This is a genomic window from Bacillus sp. 205(2023), from assembly GCF_037027485.1.
GTDB classification, from domain to species: Bacteria; Bacillota; Bacilli; order Bacillales; family Bacillaceae; genus Bacillus; species Bacillus halotolerans.
Window position 1 is genome coordinate 417,009 of the sequence record NZ_JAXCHF010000001.1, and the last position, 16,442, is coordinate 433,450.

8 protein-coding genes and 1 tRNA gene are annotated in these 16,442 nt (G+C 44.1%); 2 read left to right on the forward strand and 7 right to left on the reverse strand.

Features of this window, described 5'->3' with window-relative positions; translation table 11 throughout:
* Positions 1-20 precede the first annotated feature (20 nt).
* The 4 genes from fenC to WA325_RS01785 form a co-directional block, all read right to left on the reverse strand.
* Entirely contained in the window at positions 21-7,703 is a 7,683-nt protein-coding gene (gene fenC / locus WA325_RS01770; protein ID WP_336183121.1) for a fengycin non-ribosomal peptide synthetase FenC, read from the reverse strand.
* Between the two features lie 431 nt (positions 7,704-8,134).
* Positions 8,135-9,610 (reverse strand): D-alanyl-D-alanine carboxypeptidase/D-alanyl-D-alanine endopeptidase, encoded by a 1,476-nt coding sequence (gene dacB, locus WA325_RS01775; protein ID WP_336183122.1) that lies wholly within the window; start codon positions 9,608-9,610, stop codon positions 8,135-8,137.
* 26 nt (positions 9,611-9,636) lie between these two features.
* A complete protein-coding gene (gene galM, locus WA325_RS01780; RefSeq protein WP_336183123.1) occupies positions 9,637-10,611 on the reverse strand; it encodes an aldose 1-epimerase in 975 nt (324 codons plus the stop codon).
* Between the two features lie 139 nt (positions 10,612-10,750).
* Entirely contained in the window at positions 10,751-12,142 is a 1,392-nt protein-coding gene (locus tag WA325_RS01785) for an MATE family efflux transporter (RefSeq protein ID WP_305934479.1), read from the reverse strand.
* Between the two features lie 288 nt (positions 12,143-12,430).
* Here WA325_RS01785 and WA325_RS01790 point away from each other — a divergent pair, with 288 nt between their 5' ends.
* Positions 12,431-12,976 carry an IseA DL-endopeptidase inhibitor family protein gene (locus WA325_RS01790; protein WP_105955726.1) on the forward strand — a complete coding sequence of 182 codons (546 nt, stop codon included), beginning with the start codon at positions 12,431-12,433 and terminating at the stop codon, positions 12,974-12,976.
* An 88-nt stretch (positions 12,977-13,064) separates the two neighbouring features.
* Here WA325_RS01790 and WA325_RS01795 read toward each other — a convergent pair.
* From WA325_RS01795 to WA325_RS01805, 3 genes are all read right to left on the reverse strand, one after another.
* Positions 13,065-13,137, reverse strand: a tRNA-Arg gene (locus WA325_RS01795).
* Between the two features lie 54 nt (positions 13,138-13,191).
* Complete coding sequence (locus WA325_RS01800; protein WP_044155674.1) at positions 13,192-13,737, reverse strand: site-specific integrase; 546 nt, start codon at positions 13,735-13,737, stop codon at positions 13,192-13,194.
* Between the two features lie 315 nt (positions 13,738-14,052).
* A complete protein-coding gene (locus tag WA325_RS01805; RefSeq protein ID WP_024121629.1) occupies positions 14,053-14,283 on the reverse strand; it encodes an excisionase family DNA-binding protein in 231 nt (76 codons plus the stop codon).
* 181 nt (positions 14,284-14,464) lie between these two features.
* Between WA325_RS01805 and ggt the strand changes: the two genes are divergently transcribed.
* Positions 14,465-16,228: a gamma-glutamyltransferase gene (ggt, locus tag WA325_RS01810; RefSeq protein WP_336183124.1), complete on the forward strand. Its 1,764-nt coding sequence runs from the start codon at positions 14,465-14,467 to the stop codon at positions 16,226-16,228.
* Positions 16,229-16,442: the final 214 nt, after the last annotated feature.

Sequence of the window (16,442 nt, forward strand, 5' to 3'; positions counted from 1 at the left end):
CCACACACCTTTTCCAAAAGTTAAAGATCTTTAACGAGATTTTCGATGCTAGATAATGCGGATGGCGTTAGTTCTTTGTTGCTGAAATCGCTCAGCGTTTTTTCTCGTTCTTTTTTCTTTGTACAATGCTCAATGATCTCAATAAGATGACTGTGAAAGCTGTCCATCAAACACTGAATTGTGTTTTCGCGGAACACCCGGGTGTATACTGCTTTGACTTGCAGGCGTCCGTCTGTTATCAAAGCATTAATATCGAGCTCATACTCTCTTTCTCTCTCCCCCGCTATTTCGTAACGAGGCTGATAAGAAGACAGTTGAAACAAATCAGAACCCTCACCTTCGCTGAATTGTCCAAGATAATTGAAGCTGATCTCAGGCTCTTTATGCTGTATGGCTCCCTTTTGTACCAATAAGCCGTAGCCCGTTCCCTTGTGCGGCACTCTTCTCAGCCTGTCCTTTGTCGCTTTGATTCTGTAACCGAGCTGATCTTCAGATGAATGCGGTGCACTCATGTCCAGAAGGATAGGATAAATAGAAGTGAACCAACCTACTGTTCGTGAAATATCAATATTCGGAACATGTCCTTCTCTTCCATGGCCCTCAGCGCTGATCACAATTTGTTCGTGTCCGCTCCATTCATAAAGCGCCATTCCTAAAGCAGTCAGCAAAAGTTCGTTGGCATCAGTACCATAGGCTTGCTGCGTTTCAAACAGCAGTTTTTTAGTCAAGTCACTGGCTAATACAAACGCAGCTGTTTCGGCACTGCTTTGATGCCTGTCCGACTCAGCCATGTCCTTAGGCAGAAAAACGTTATGAGCATCTAAAATCGTTTGCCAATATGTTATTTCTGATAACAATTGCCGGCTCCCGGCTATCTGTGCCAGACCGTTGGCATATGATAAATAAGAATCGCTTTTCGGCGGCAGATTGATCTCTGTTTGCTCCAAAGACTGTTGGTAGGCTGCAGCTAAATCTTCAAGCAGAATCCTCCAAGAAACGCCATCTACAGCGAGGTGGTGGATCGTAATCAGCAAATGGTCTCCTTCTGTGGTTTTAAACAATCCTGCTTGCAGCAAAGGTCCTTCTTTTACATTCATATTGCTTTGAAGCACGATTTCCTCAGCAGCAAATTTTTCTTCCAAGAGTGTGCCTTTTGCCTGTTCTTTTGTCCAATCTGCTAGGTGAAATCCGAACAGTTCGTTTTCAGTAATCTGAATTCCGCGATTGTACTGAACGACACGCCCGGTATGATCCTGTGTAAACACCATGCGAAGCGCGTCATGATGCTCAGTCAATTTGCGCAGCGCTTGGCGAAGCGCGTCAGCATGAAACCCCTTTTCGCTGAAAAGCATGACCGATTGGTTGTAATGATCACGAAAAGCATGATGCTGATCGAAAAATTTGCTCTGAATCGGTGTGAGATCCGCTTCACCTTCGATAGGCCTCTGTTCTGCCTGAGATATCAATGGAGTGATGTGGCTGCTCAGCTCATGAACTGTTGGATAACGGAATAAATCTTGTATAGTCATGCTCCAGCCTTCAGCTGCCAGCCGGGCGGACACTTGCAGTGCTTTAATAGAGTCTCCTCCAAGCTCAAAAAAGGAGTCGTGAATGCCAACTCGAGACACGCTCAGCACGTCCTCCCAAATCTGCGCTGTCATTCCCTGCAATTCGTTTACCGGTGCAGTATACGGCCGCGAGAAAGCTTCATTTGGTGCCGGTAAGGCTCTTCTGTCCAGCTTCCCGTTTAATGTCAGCGGCATAGTTTCCAAAGGAATGATATGCGCAGGAATCATATAGGCCGGCAGCATTTTCGATAAAGCACCGCGGAGAACCGTTGTATCGGCATCTGAAGGCAGAATATACGCTGCCAAACGAGCCTGTCCATTCGTATCATTTTGAACCGCAACAACCGCTTCATTGACAAGTCCGGTTTGGAGGAGCACACTTTCAATTTCTTCTGTTTCGATTCTGTACCCGTTTATTTTTACTTGATGATCTATCCGGCCAAGAAGCCTGAGAGTGCCGTTTGGAAGCCAGCAAGCCAGATCCCCTGTTCTGTACAGTCTTTCTCCGGGCACAAATGGATTTTCTGTAAATTTCTTTTCCGTTAATCCAAATTTTCCGTGATAGCCCTTGGCAACGCCGGCTCCGCCGATACAAAGCTCGCCGGCAATACCGATCGGCTGTATTTGGTCAGTCTGGCTGAGTACGTACAGTTTTACATTGGGAAGCGGGATGCCGATCGGTACGCTGTCTCCCGAATACTCTTCACCCATATTCATTTCATAGTAACTTGAATCGATCGTGGCCTCTGTGACCCCGTAACTATTGATTAAGCGCATTTTGTTTCCGAAACGCTCCGCCAGTGTTTTGAAATCATGGGCTTTCACCATATCCGAACCAAGAATAAGGATGTCTAAGTCAGGAAGACTGAGCTGGTTGCGGTAAACATATTCCATAAATGGGACAATGAGTGCCGGTGTTGACTCCATGATCGTGATACGCTGGCTGTTCATCAATGCATATAATTCAGCAGGTTCAAGCCTTGTTTCATCAGGGCAAATGACTAGTGTCCCTCCGTTGGCCAATGTTCTCGCCAAGTCTCCTGAAAAGACATCAAAGGAAAAGCTCGCCATTTGAAGCAGTCTGACAGGCATTTGATCGAGCTGATATATGCTGCGCCATGCAAGAACAGCATGAGCAAAGTTTCGGTGCGTAACGATAACGCCTTTAGGCGCACCGGTTGTTCCTGACGTATAAATGATATATGCCGAGTCCTCCGGGGCAGGAGATGAAGCAAGGTTGCATCTTTTTGCTTCATAGAAACTTTCATCATCAAGACAGATGCGAGAAATATCACCTATATCTGAGCCTGCAATCAAATGCTTTACTTCATTCTGTAAAAGAAGAATTTCAGCCCCGCTGTCTTTGAGAAGGTATTCAATCCGGGCTTTTGGATAATGAGAATCTATCGGAATATACACGCCGCCGGCTTTCATAACGGCTAAAATACCAACAATAGCATCAATGGATCGCTCCGCTAAAACAGCAACGATCGGCTGCGTCTCGGTCCCTTTTTCTTGCAGTGTGTGTGCCAGACGATTGGCTTTTTCGTTGAGATGACGATAGCTGATCTGTTTTTCACCGTCCATAACAGCAATATGCTCCGGTGTCTCTTCAGCCCTCTTTTCAAACATGCGATGAAAAACGGTATCAGTTTGAGAACATTCAACGCGGGTTTTGTTGAGTTCTATCAAAATCTTTTGTTTTTCTTTTTCGCTGAGTATATTCACTTGTGAAAGAGTTGTATTAGGATTTGACGTGGCAGCACGCAAAAATTCGGTAAAATGAGCCGTCCAGCGTTCAATTGTCGTTCTCATAAATACGTCGGTACTAAATTCCATGTCACATTTGATGACTCCATCTGATTCAGCCGCAATCAACGTCATGTCAAATACAGAAATTTGATGATTGACATTTGCAGGCCGTGCTTTTATGTCTCCAAGATTAATGTCTTGTTTGTCCATATTTTGAAGAATAAACATCGCATCAAACACTGGATTTCGGCTCATATCCCTTGTCACACTGAGCTTGTCGACAAGCTCTTCGAACGGATAATCCTGATGTTCATAAGCTTCCAATGCAGTCTCGCGCACTTCCTGCAAAAATTGCGCAAATGGCTTCCTGCCCTCCGGGCGTGTCCGAAGCGCCAGGGTGTTGACGAACATTCCAAGTATCGGCTCAAGGTCTTTGTGAGGACGTCCGGCAATTGGTGACCCGACGATGATGTCTTCCTGTCCGCTTAAGCGCGCCAATAACGCTGTGTAAGCTGCCAGGAGCACCATGTACAGGGTGCTTCCGTTCTCCCGTGCGAGCTTGTGAAGCCCGGCTGTGAGTTCTTGATCGAGCGTAAATGAGACTTGATCACCCGCGAAGCTTCGCACCGGCGGCCGGGCGTAATCAGCCGGCAAGTCCAGTACGGGCAGCTCGCCGTCGAGCTGCTTCAGCCAGTACGCCTCCTGCGTCTTGTACGTGTCTCCTTTTTTAAAGGCTTCCTGCCATACGGCATAGTCTTTATATTGAATGTGAAGCGCAGGTAGCTCTTGATTGGCGTACAGCTCCCCGAATTCCCGAATGAGCGTATTGACTGAAACACCGTCTGAAATAATGTGATGCATATCGACTAGTAATAGATGCCGCCCGTCTGATACCTTGACGATCCCCGCCCGGAACAGCGGAGCTTGGCTGAGGTCAAACGGCTGGATAAACGCTGACGCGGCTTCCTGTTCAGTTTGTCCGCCGAGCACAGAGGTGTGGAATGTAAACGGCACTTCGTCATGGATGCGCTGAACCGGCTCGCCGCCTGTGTCCGTTGTAAAGGACGTGCGCAGTGACTCGTGGCGTTTGATCAGCTTTTTGAATACGGCCTCCATTCTTGTAAGATCCAGCTTTCCTTCCAGCTCCAAGACTGCCGGCATATTGTAGCCTGTGCCTCCATCCTCCAGCTGCTGGAGCACATACATCCGCTTTTGGGCGGAGGAAACCGGGTAGGTCTCGCTTTTTCCTGCCGGCTTCATGGCTTCATACGGACTTTCCGTTCCTTCGCTGATGACAGAAGCCAAACCTTCTACCGTCGGATGGGCAAACACATCCTTCAGCGGCACTTGGACGCCGAATTCCTTGGCGATCCGGGAGACAAGCGCGGTGGCTTTTAAGGAATGGCCGCCCCGGTCAAAAAAGTTGTCGTGAATGCCGACAGGGCCGCTTTTCAGCACTTCCTCCCACAGCTGGGAAAGCTTCATCTCTGTCAGGTTTCTCGGCGCTGTGTAGGTTTCCCGATCTGCCGCTCCGTCAGGAGCAGGCAGCGCTTTTCTGTCGAGCTTTCCGCTCGGGGTAACCGGCCATTGTTCCATCTCGATGATATGAGCAGGAATCATATAGCCCGGCAGCAATGTCTCAAGCTGCTTGCGCACTTCATTTCTGCCGAGCCCTTCCGCATACGCACATAATTCCGCCTCGCCGCTTTCTGTACGAACAGTCACAGCCGCTTCCCGCACGCCTTCTATGCTTCTGAGCGCCGCTTCGATTTCTCCCGGCTCAATCCGGTAGCCGCGGATTTTCACCTGGTCATCCAGACGGCCGAGGAATTCAACCTGTCCGTCTGGGAGCCAGCGCGCCAAATCACCCGTTTTGTACATGCGTTCACCCGGATAAAATGGATCATCAAGAAAACGTTCTTCTGTTAATTCCGGACGATTCAAGTAGCCTCTGGCAACCCCGGCCCCGGCAATGTACAATTCTCCCGCTACGCCGACAGGCTGTACGGCTAAATGAGGATCTAATACATACAGACGCGCGCCAGGCACGGGTTTTCCGATCGGAAGGCGTAAGCGATCCTTGTCCAGCTCAGGATCACACGCGTAAAATGCCGCATCAACGGTTGCTTCTGTCGGCCCGTAGCCGTGAACCAGCGATGTCTCCGGCAGCAAAGAAGCGAAACGGGCTGCCGTATGGGGTGCCAGCGGTTCACCTCCGGCGAATACACGCTTCAGGCTTCTCGGTGCCTCTATTTCCGCTTGATCCAAAAAGCTGTTCAGCATGGCCGGAATAAAATGAGCCGTTGTAACGCCTTCCTCTCGAATGGCTTTTACCATCAATGCCGGATCTTTCTCCCAGCCGGACGGAAGCAGATAGGCCGAAGCACCTGAAAGCGTCCACCAAAACAGCTGCCAGACAGATGCATCAAAGGAAAAAGACGTTTTCATCATAATGATGTCGTCTTCCTCTAAAGGAAACTGCATCTGCATGCCGGTCAGAAAGGAAACCGCCTGGCGGTGCTCCACGGTGACCCCTTTCGGCTGTCCAGTGGAGCCCGACGTATAGATCACATAGGCGAGAGAATCGCTGTCCGTTTGATGAAGAGAGTGACTTTCAGATTCTTCATTCGCAAGAGCCGTCATATCCACTTCAAGTGTCTTTCCGGAAAAATCAGGTGCCTTTAATCCCGGCTGCGTCAGCAACAATGCTGCCCCGCTGTCTTTCAGCATATAGCTCAGCCGCTCCTCTGGATATACAGGATCAAGCGGCACATAAGCTCCGCCTGCCTTTAATACGGCGAGAACGGCTGTCAGCATGTCCGGCGACCGCTCGCTTAGAACACCGACAATGCTTTCCTTTGTGACACCATGCGCCGTAAGGCGCGCTGCCAGCCTGTTGGCGTACATGTCAAGCTGCGCGTAAGTCAGCGAACCGCCAGAAAAGCGTAAGGCCGTCCGATCCGGCGTCAAAGCCGCCTGACGTTCAAACAGCCCGTGCAGCGTCGAAGCTGCAGGCGAAACAGCTTTCGTTCTGTTAAATTCATACAAAACTTTTTCTTTCTCACGTTTTTCTGCCATATCTAATTCTTTTATAGTACTATGCGGATTTTGAAGCGCGTTTTCCAGCAACGTAAGCAGGTGGTGCTGAATCCGTTTAATGTCCTCAAGAGAAAATAAGATATTTTGATAGTCGAAATTTAATTGAATGGCTCCAGTATCTATCCGCTCCTGTATTTGAACAGAAAGCTCGTTTGCGGTGTATCCGCTGAAATAAAGCGCCGTCTCATAGTTCAAATCATCCGCTTTTTGCCACTGAAGCGGATGGTACTGCATTGATATACCGATCAGGTTGTGTAAATCCTTGTGTTCTTTTCTTAATTCATTCACCAGCAAATTATAAGGAAATCTTTGATGGCGCATGACTGAAAGCTGTTCTCTGCCGACACTGCGTACAAAGGAAAGAAAATCGGCGTCAGAATCAACCGTTTTTCTGATTGGAAGAGAGCTGACAAACATGCCAAGCATTTCTTTCTCCGCTTTTGACCCCCTGTTTCCATAGTAGGTTCCGATTGCAAGGTCCGTTTTGGAGGTGATGCGGCTGATGCATATGTAAAATGAAGCCATAAATAAGGAGATCATACTGATTTTCTGTTCTTCGCAAAAAGCTTGGATGGTATGTGCTAGGTAAGGTGAAAGTGTGATAGTATCTCTCGATGCGGAGGTACTCTGCTTTTGTGAAGTGCTCTGTCCGGTAAGTGAGTGGTATACCGGCGGCTGTTGGTAGGTTTGCGTCCAAAACAAATGGTCTTTTTCAAAACGTGAAGATTGTAAGTACTGCCTCTCTTTTTCTATGTAGCTAATGTAGGAAGGCTCTTGCTCATCGGGTATAGGCTCCCTTTTTTTGATTTTTTGATACAGATTAATAATTTGATTTCCCATCAAATTTAAAGAGATGCCGTCCATGATAATATGATGGAATTTCGCATATAGCCAAATTTCATGGGGGTGGATTCTAAGGAGATAAAATTGATACAGAGGCGAATCAAGCAGCTTAAACGGAATTCTGGCTTGATCATGAATCCATTGCTCTGTTTCTGTCATTTCAGCATTTGTAAAATCTATTATTTCAAGTGATAATTCTTTGTATTCTGCAAGATACAGACGAGGCTCTGACTCCGATTCAATTCCTTCTGTCAGCTGGAACCTGATTGCATCATTACGGGAGATTGAAAGGTTCAGAGCCAACTGGAGAGCATCAAGATCAACATCACCCCTGAATTTTACACAGGCGGTCAGATTACAGATGCTTGTACCAGGCTCCAACAGTTCAGTAAACCAAACTCTCCTTTGGGCATGAGTTAAACCATAAGTATTTTCTTTCAACGAATTCCCTCCAATTCTAATTTATAAGAGGATAAGAAACTGAAATAATTACAATAAAAAGAAATTATATGACTATATAATCCATATATGCATTATATTAACCGAATTTTTTTAAAGTACAATAAAAAATATAAAATTTTTATAACATTTTTTTGAATATAGTATTAATTATTTATTTTTCTTGATTAATTTTATTAGGATTTCGAATGTAAAGTTATGAAAGTATCGATTTTTAATAGTTCTTCATCACTAGATTTTTTCTTCATTTATTTAATTTCATATGAGGATAGGTTGAACCGTTTATAAGATATTCTCCGCCTCAGTATCAGTTACATTTCTACAATATTTAGCTGAATGTTTTAAAAACAAGCGCGATAATGTAAAAAGAAACATAAAAAAACCTGTTTTCCACGAAAACAGGTTTAGCGTTTTTATTGATTTGCCAAAATAACAGCAATGTGATCCTCAATGTCTTTGCCATCCGAGTCATCAATCAAACCGTTTAGAAGAATAGAGAAAACGAGCGTTTTTCCGCTCTTTGTTTCTGCATAGCCAGACAGAGAGCTGACAGTGCTTAACGACCCGGTCTTTGCTCTTATCTTCCCTTCTGCCGGGGTGTCTTTCATGCGGTTTCTTAGCGTCCCGCCTACCAGTCTGTCACTGTTCCCCGCTTCCGGCAGAGCATGCAGATAAGTTTGAAACCACTTTTCATCTTGGATGTCATATAACAGCTTTGTGATTTGGTCTGATGATACGGCGTTGATATGAGAGACCCCGGAACCGTCCCTCAAAATAAGTGTTTTGGGATCAACGCTGAAATTCGGAAGCGTACTGTTTAGCACTTCAAGCCCTTTTTCCCAGCTGCCCTCTCCTTTTTCCGCTTTCCCCATCTCTTTTACAAGTACCTCGGCGTGTCCGTTATTGCTTAATTTCATAAAAGGAAGAAATAGCTTAGACAAAGGCATTGAGTGATGAGTGGCCAGTACGTCTGAAGAGTCGGGCGCTGTGCCCGTTATGATTTTCCCTTTTACTGTAATGCCTTGTTTTTTAAGAGCCTGCTTAAATAAATCTAAAGCATATCCTGCCGGCTCCCAGACGGAAATCCACTCTTTTGTTTTGCTTGCATCAACCGGTATGCTCCCTTTAATCGTAATCGTATTGGTTCCATGTTCTCTTTCGATAAAAAGATCTTTCTTTTTTCCCGCCTCAACTGTTTTCGCCTCATTCTCAATCGCTACATAATCCGTTTTTGGCGACACTGATATTGCTGGCTTTTGTCCTTCATTCTTTCCCGGGCTGGCTTCTACTATCACAGTGCCTGCATCATAGTCCTCATTTGGTGACGCTGTCAGTGCGGAAATTTGCGCGCCGTAATAAGTGTACTCATCATTCCATGGCAAATCAGGCGAATAGCGGATATGATCATACCATGAGTCATCGGCGACAAGATTGCCTTTTATGGACTTGATGCCGGATTTTTTCAGCTTTTTGGCCATTTGATTAAAATCAGCTGGTAAAAGTGTCGGATCTCCTTTTCCTTTCAGATAAAGGTTGCCATTCAGCTTTTGTCCTTTAAGGCGGCCGTCTGTCCGCACTTCTGTTGTGAAAGAATAATCCTCACCGAGAACAGAAAGTGCCGCGGCGGCTGTAAAAAGCTTCAAAGAAGAGGCGGGTCTCATCCGGACATCCCCTAAATGGTCGTAAATGACGTCGCCTGTTTCTGCAGAACGGACAGTAATGCCGGCCATTGCGCCTTCTAAAGCAGGTTCATTGGCTAAAATGGTTTCAATCTGCCTGGCAAGTGTATCCTGTTCTTCAGCCGCATGTGCAGCATGATGCATATATGGAATGGAAGCAAAGATGAAAAGCAGCAATATTACAAAATAAAGCTTCATGCTTTTTCCCATTTTCTTATCCCGCCTCTCCTGATTGGCTATCGATGATTACGCTCAATCGTGATGCTGCTTTTTACTGTCTTCTCTTCACCAGGCTCTAACACTTGTAAGCCGGTGAGTGACGAAGAGAGATCAAGGTTAACTGCGTTTGTCACCCATGTATAAGGCTCCGGGCACAAATACCCTTGTGTTCCATCAGCATTATACACAACCCAATGCTTAAATTGTTCATCTGCCTTGTAGATCATATTCAGGTGTGCATGCTGATGGTAAATGACAGCCTGATTTTCTCCCCCTCTCTTCTGATAAGAAGATAAAAAGACATCATCAAGCTGCTGCCGCAAGAGCATTCCTTCGTGCAAAGCTTCCTGATTTGGTATATCGATCAGCTTTCCGGTCGGCAATAAACGTTCATCCAATTCCCATTGCTGATCAGCAGTAAGAGAAAATAAAGAGCTCTCTTCCGGGAAAACGAAGGTCGTATGATAACCAATCCCCCAAGGAAATGCATCCTTCCCTTTATTCATGATCGTGGCATGCTTATAAAGAGTGTTATCTTTTAAAATGTATGTCATCCGTACAACAGCATGATGCGGAAATTGTTTATAAACATGGGGAATTTCCGATAGATCAATTTCAGTTTCTATGATCACTTCTTCGTCTGTTTGTTTCATCGTTATGATGTCCCACTTTTTGTCATAGAGAAAGCCGTGAAGGTGATGGTGTTTATCTTTTTCATTGATATCAAAATGATACGTTCTGCCCCGGAAGGTGAACGTTCCGTCACTTATGCGGTTAGGCGGAAACAAAATGGGAATTCCATACAATGTAGGTGTGTCATGAAAGCTTTCAGCTGTTTCCGGTTCTCGTAAAAGGTGCATCTTTGTTTCTTTGTCTACGAGAGAAATGACGTTGCTGCCCCACTCAGGCACGACTATTATTTCCAAATGCTCATTACCTGCTTTGACAGCTGGTGTTCCTAAATACGTCATCTTTTCAATAAAATTTGTCATGTGTACTCAACCTCTCCTTAGTTCAATGCTTATATATAAATTCAATTCAGTGTGCACTATTTCCTCCATTTTATGTTTTCCCTTTAGTCTTTAAGTAAACAAAAAACACCATTCAAAATGAACGGTGTTCTTTTGGAGTTTATTGAATCAGACGTGTAATCTGCTTCTTTTTCCAAATGAATTGATAATACCCGTAAATCAAAAGCAAACTCACGGCAAATGCTGCCGGATAGCCTACCCAAATGCCGAGTATTTCAAGATTTGTATAGTGAGACAGAACAAACGCGACCGGCACTTCGATTCCCCAGATGGCAAAAATACTGATGAGGGTCGGCCATAAAACCGTTCCGCTTGCACGCATCGTCGCAGAAATAATTTGGGCATTCCCAAACAGCAAATAGCTCCATAATGTAATCATCAAAAGCCTGTGTGCAATGTAAAGTGTATCTTTCTCGGTCAAAAATAATGCTAAAATCTGATGTGCAAAAAGATAGATAAGGAGGATCAGCACACCGCCAATGATATAATTCAGCCAAATGCCGACCCGAATGACTTGCTTTAACCGGTCAAACTCATTCGCGCCAATAGATTGAGCGGCGAAAATAGACACCGCGATCCCCAGACTGACAGCCGGCATTTGCACATAGCTGGCTACCTGGTTGACCACGCCATATGCTGCGGTTGCATCAGAGCCATAATGATTGACGAATGAAATGACCGCTATTTCCGATAGTGAGACGAGAATCATGTTAATGCTTGACGGAATACCAAGACGCAGCAGAAGCGCCAGCAATTCCTTATCCATTTTCAAATAACGCCGCACTGTCTTATCAAATTGCAGCGGGTGTTTCGTTTTCCGCAGATACACCAATAATACGATAAAGGTCACAATTGTAGAAATAACGGTTGCGTAAGCAGAGCCGTAAATGCCCAGCCTCGGCAGGCCGAACATGCCGAGAATTAAGATCGGTAAAAGTGCTATATTGATGACTGTGCTTACAATCAATGTATAAAACGGTGTCTTAGAATCTCCTGTCCCCCGCAAGAATGTGGTATAAGCAAAATATAAAAACATAAACGGCATTGCACAAAATAAGATACGCGCATAGCTGACACTGACATGAATTACATTTTCCGGCGTTCCCATGAGACGCAGAATATCTAAGGTGAATATACTGCCGATCACAGCTAACACAATTCCTAATAAAAAGGTGAATGTCAGCGTTGTTCCGACAACGGCCTTTAACCGTTCCTCATTTTTTGCCCCATAGGCTTGCCCGATAAGAATGGAACTGCCGGAACCGATGCCGATCGTAAATGAAATGAGAAGAAAAAACAGCGGGAAAAAGGATGAGACAGCTGCAAGCGCATCTACGCCAAGCCATCTGCCCACAGCGACCATCCCGACTAATTGGCCCACTGATTGCAGCACATTGCTCAGAAGGAGCGGCACTAAAAATAGTGACATTGACCGCCAAACAGATGGATTGCTCTTCTTCTTAGATACGGGATTTTCTTGTAATGTTTCCATATGAATGACTCCTTTATTTAAACTCGTTTCACTAACGTGCTCCCGTTTCTCTTGAAATGAACACGACATGCAACATGTAACTATTCACCACAGTACTTATAAAACCCTTCCCGATTCTCCTATTTTTACACATTTTTCAATCTGCAAGAATAAACTAGCGCGATACAGCATAGTCTTTTGGTGAGATGAAAGAATAAAAAATAATTTACGCAAAAGTATTGTAATCTAAACGTAACTATTGTAACATTTGTAACATAAGAGAAAGAGATTTTAAAGGAGAGAGCCACATTGAAAAAATATCTTCTATTTTTAACCACTATTGCACTTATTCTGTCATTAAACACAAATGCATTTGCGAAAAACACATCTGGGGATTTATCACAAAAACAAGCATTGCAGCTCGCACTAACAGCAAGAGAGCATTTTTGGAATACAATGAGCGGACACAATCCAAAAGCGAAAAAAGCAGTTTGCCCATCAGGCACATTCGAGCATCAAAATCTTCAGTACGTATACATGTGCAGTGACCTTGGCACAAAAGAAAAAGCTGTGAATTACTTAACACCTATTTTCTCAAAACCAGCGATTGAAAAAGGCTTTAAAGACTATCATTTCATTGTCTCAAAAGGAAAACTGGCTGTTCCGATCGGTGACGGAGACAATCTCTTAAATTGGAAAAAATCAACCGCTAAACTCATTTCTAAAAAAGGCGGCACAGTCACATATGAATTTACCGTTCCTACTTTGGACGGATCACCTTCAGCAAAACGGAAAGTGACATTTGTAAAAGAGAATAAAAAGTGGAAAGTAAATCGCTTTGACGCAGTTATATAAGAAAAAACGCCCGAGAAAAACGGGCGTTTTTTATGTTAAGCATAAAAAAGGCAACGGACGTATCGGCCGTTGCCTTTTTGTTTTATTACGCTCTAGGAGAGATTCGAACTCCCGACCTGCAGTTTAGGAAACTGCTGCACTATCCGCTGTGCTACTAGAGCTTTTTTGATATCTATATAGTAGCTCCGATTGTCACGATTTTCAAGCGATTTGATTTACAGCCCTCCAAATACCTTATAAGCAGCTCTTGTTGTATCTTCATCGATTCCAATATAACGCATTGTAATTGAAGGTGATGAATGATTAAGGATCCTCTGCAGCTCAGCGATATCTTTTGTCCGCTGGTAGAAATGATAGCCAAATGTTTTCCGGAGCGTATGGGTCCCTATTTCCTCAAGTCCGCACGCTTCGGCTGCCTCTCTTAAAATTCTGTATGCCTGAATGCGTGAAATTGGCTTTCTGGTTCGTACAGATTTAAAGAGGTATTCATTTTCTTTCATATCTTTCGTATACTCGTATATTTCTGCTTTCAAAGATTCTAAAATGAGAATCTTCCTTTTCTTTTTTGTTTTGCTTTCAGTCGCCCATAAATGGTCTTTATTTCTGACATCTTTCACTTGAAGCGGCAAAATATCAGAAATTCGGAGCGCGCTGTTAATGCCGAAAATAAACAAAAAATAGTCACGCTTGTTTTTGCTGCGTAAATACTGTTTTACATCTTGAATTTTCTCTAAACTGCGGATCGGCTGTACAATATGCATCAAAAAACTCCTTAAAAACCGTTATGTAACGTTTTGAGGTCTATGTTACTATTATAGCGGAAAAACGTTGAATGTCAAAGTTCGGTGGCATTTATGTAACATAATATACATAGTGTTACATAAGCAGAAAAGATATCTCTTGAAACGCCCTATCCTCTGAAATGACATTTACAGGCTCATATAAAGCTTTTTTGACTCCTGAGACAAATCACTCTGACCCTTTCCGAAAAAGCCCTTAAAACGCAATATGACGCTTTTCTTTTCGAGATGCTCACAAAAAAATATGCAAAAAAAGACACAATTTGAAATTGTGTCCTAATCTTCATCCTTTACATCTATATCTTCCGGAATCGGTTCATTTAATATTTCCTGCACGAGCGCTTTATAATTTTCCAGCTGTTCGAGATGCGTTTTGAACTGTCCCTTATAAATCAAAAATTGCTCGCCGTCATGAACGGCCCTGATTTTTCCTTCGAGCACCAAACTTTTAATATAATCCTCTGAAAGATTTGCATATTCTGCTGTTTCTTTAATCGTTAAATACATATACATTCCTTTCTTAATCCGTATGCTGTTTCTACTATAGCACATGACTCACCCCAATATAATCAATTTCACACAGAAATAAGGCCGGATGATATAGATAATATACCATTTGTCACTTGTGAAACCGCTGTATTTTTTTTACGCTAAGATTGTAACATAACAGCTTAATAGGAGGGAGAACATGAAAAAAACATGGAACGTCTGTTTAGCAGCCCTGCTTAGTGTTCTGTTAGTCGCTGGAAGTGCTCCATTTCACGCGGAAGCTAAAAAGCCGCCCAAAGGCTATGACGAGTACAAACAAGTAGATGTAGGCAAAGACGGAATGGTTGCGACTGCGCATCCTCTCGCTTCAGAGATCGGAGCTGACGTCCTGAAAAAAGGCGGAAATGCCATTGACGCGGCGGTTGCCATTCAGTTTGCGCTTAATGTCACAGAACCGATGATGTCAGGTATTGGCGGCGGCGGTTTTATGATGGTGTATGACGGAAAAACAAAAGATACGACGATCATTGACAGCCGCGAACGCGCTCCCAGAGGCGCAACTCCGTATATGTTTCTCGATGAAAACGGCAAAGCGATACCTTTCTCCGAGCGTGTCACAAAAGGTACTGCCGTTGGTGTTCCGGGTACACTGAAAGGGCTGGAAAAAGCCTTGGATACATGGGGAACCCGTTCGATGAAACAATTAATTTCCCCCTCTATTAAACTCGCTGATAAAGGCTTTCCGATTGATTCAGTGTTAGCAGATGCGATTTCTGATTATCAGGAAAAATTATCACGGACTGCCGCTAAGGATGTATTTCTGCCGAATGGCGAGCCGCTTAAAGAAGGCGATACGCTCATTCAAAAAGATCTGGCCAAAACCTTTAAGCTCATTCGTTCGAAAGGCATAGACGCCTTTTACGAAGGCAGATTTGCCAAAGCCCTTTCTGATACTGTTCAGGATTTTGGGGGATCAATGACCGAAAAAGATTTAGAAAATTACGACATTACAATTGACGAACCAATTTGGGGAGAATATCAAGGCTATCAAATCGCAACGACTCCTCCTCCAAGCTCTGGCGGAGTTTTCTTGCTGCAAATGCTGAACATTCTCGATGATTTTAACCTTTCACAATATGATATCCGCTCATGGGAAAAATACCATCTGCTCGCTGAAACCATGCATTTGTCTTACGCTGACCGCGCGGCTTATGCAGGCGATCCCGAATTTGTAAATGTTCCTCTCAAAGGTTTGCTTCACCCCGATTATATAAAAGAGCGCCAGCAATTAATCAGTTTAGATGAAGTCAACAAAAAACCAAAAGCCGGTGATCCTTGGAAATACGAAGAAGGAACCGCAAACTATAAGCAAGTCGAACAGCCGAATGATAAAGTAGACGGCCAAACGACACACTTTACCGTCGCGGACCGCTGGGGCAATGTTGTTTCCTATACAACAACAATTGAACAGCTGTTTGGCACAGGCATTATGGTTCCTGATTACGGCGTCATTTTAAACAATGAACTAACAGATTTTGATGCGGTTCCAGGCGGAGCCAACGAAGTTCAGCCGAACAAGCGGCCATTAAGCAGCATGACGCCGACGATTTTGTTTAAAGATGACAAACCAGTTCTCACCGTCGGATCTCCTGGAGGGGCAACGATTATTTCTTCCGTGCTGCAAACCATCCTCTATAATATAGAATATGGAATGGAGTTAAAAGCAGCGGTTGAAGAGCCGAGAATTTACACAAACAGTATGAGCTCCTACAGATACGAAGACGGAGTTCCAGAGAATGTACTCAGCAAATTAAAAGACATGGGCCATAAATTCGGCACAAGTCCAGTGGACATCGGAAATGTGCAAAGCATTTTTATCGACCGTGAAAACGGCACCTTCAAAGGAGTAGCCGATTCAAGCAGAAACGGCGCAGCGATCGGAATTAATTTAAAACATAAATAAAAAAGAAAAACTGTACTCATTTTTGCCGAGTACAGTTTTTTTGCTGTGAACGATTAATCTTGTCTATGGTCCTCGCAAACTCCTTAACGGTCGGTATGAATACCTTTCAATATAACATCCAGACATGTGCCAGATAACAATTCGAAACACATAAAGGTTTGATCAGCTAATTAATTCATAGAACTTAAAGCTTCTTTGTTTTTTTGAAAACAGT

Bases quoted from the DNA above. Each gene is read 5' to 3' on its own strand.
- dacB (WP_336183122.1), bottom strand. From the start codon at position 9,610: ATGGGAAAAAGCATGAAGCTTTATTTTGTAATATTGCTGCTTTTCATC.
- galM (WP_336183123.1), bottom strand. From the start codon at position 10,611: ATGACAAATTTTATTGAAAAGATGACGTATTTAGGAACACCAGCTGTC.
- WA325_RS01785 (WP_305934479.1), bottom strand. From the start codon at position 12,142: ATGGAAACATTACAAGAAAATCCCGTATCTAAGAAGAAGAGCAATCCA.
- WA325_RS01800 (WP_044155674.1), bottom strand. From the start codon at position 13,737: ATGCATATTGTACAGCCGATCCGCAGTTTAGAGAAAATTCAAGATGTA.
- WA325_RS01805 (WP_024121629.1), bottom strand. From the start codon at position 14,283: ATGTATTTAACGATTAAAGAAACAGCAGAATATGCAAATCTTTCAGAG.
- ggt (WP_336183124.1), top strand. From the start codon at position 14,465: ATGAAAAAAACATGGAACGTCTGTTTAGCAGCCCTGCTTAGTGTTCTG.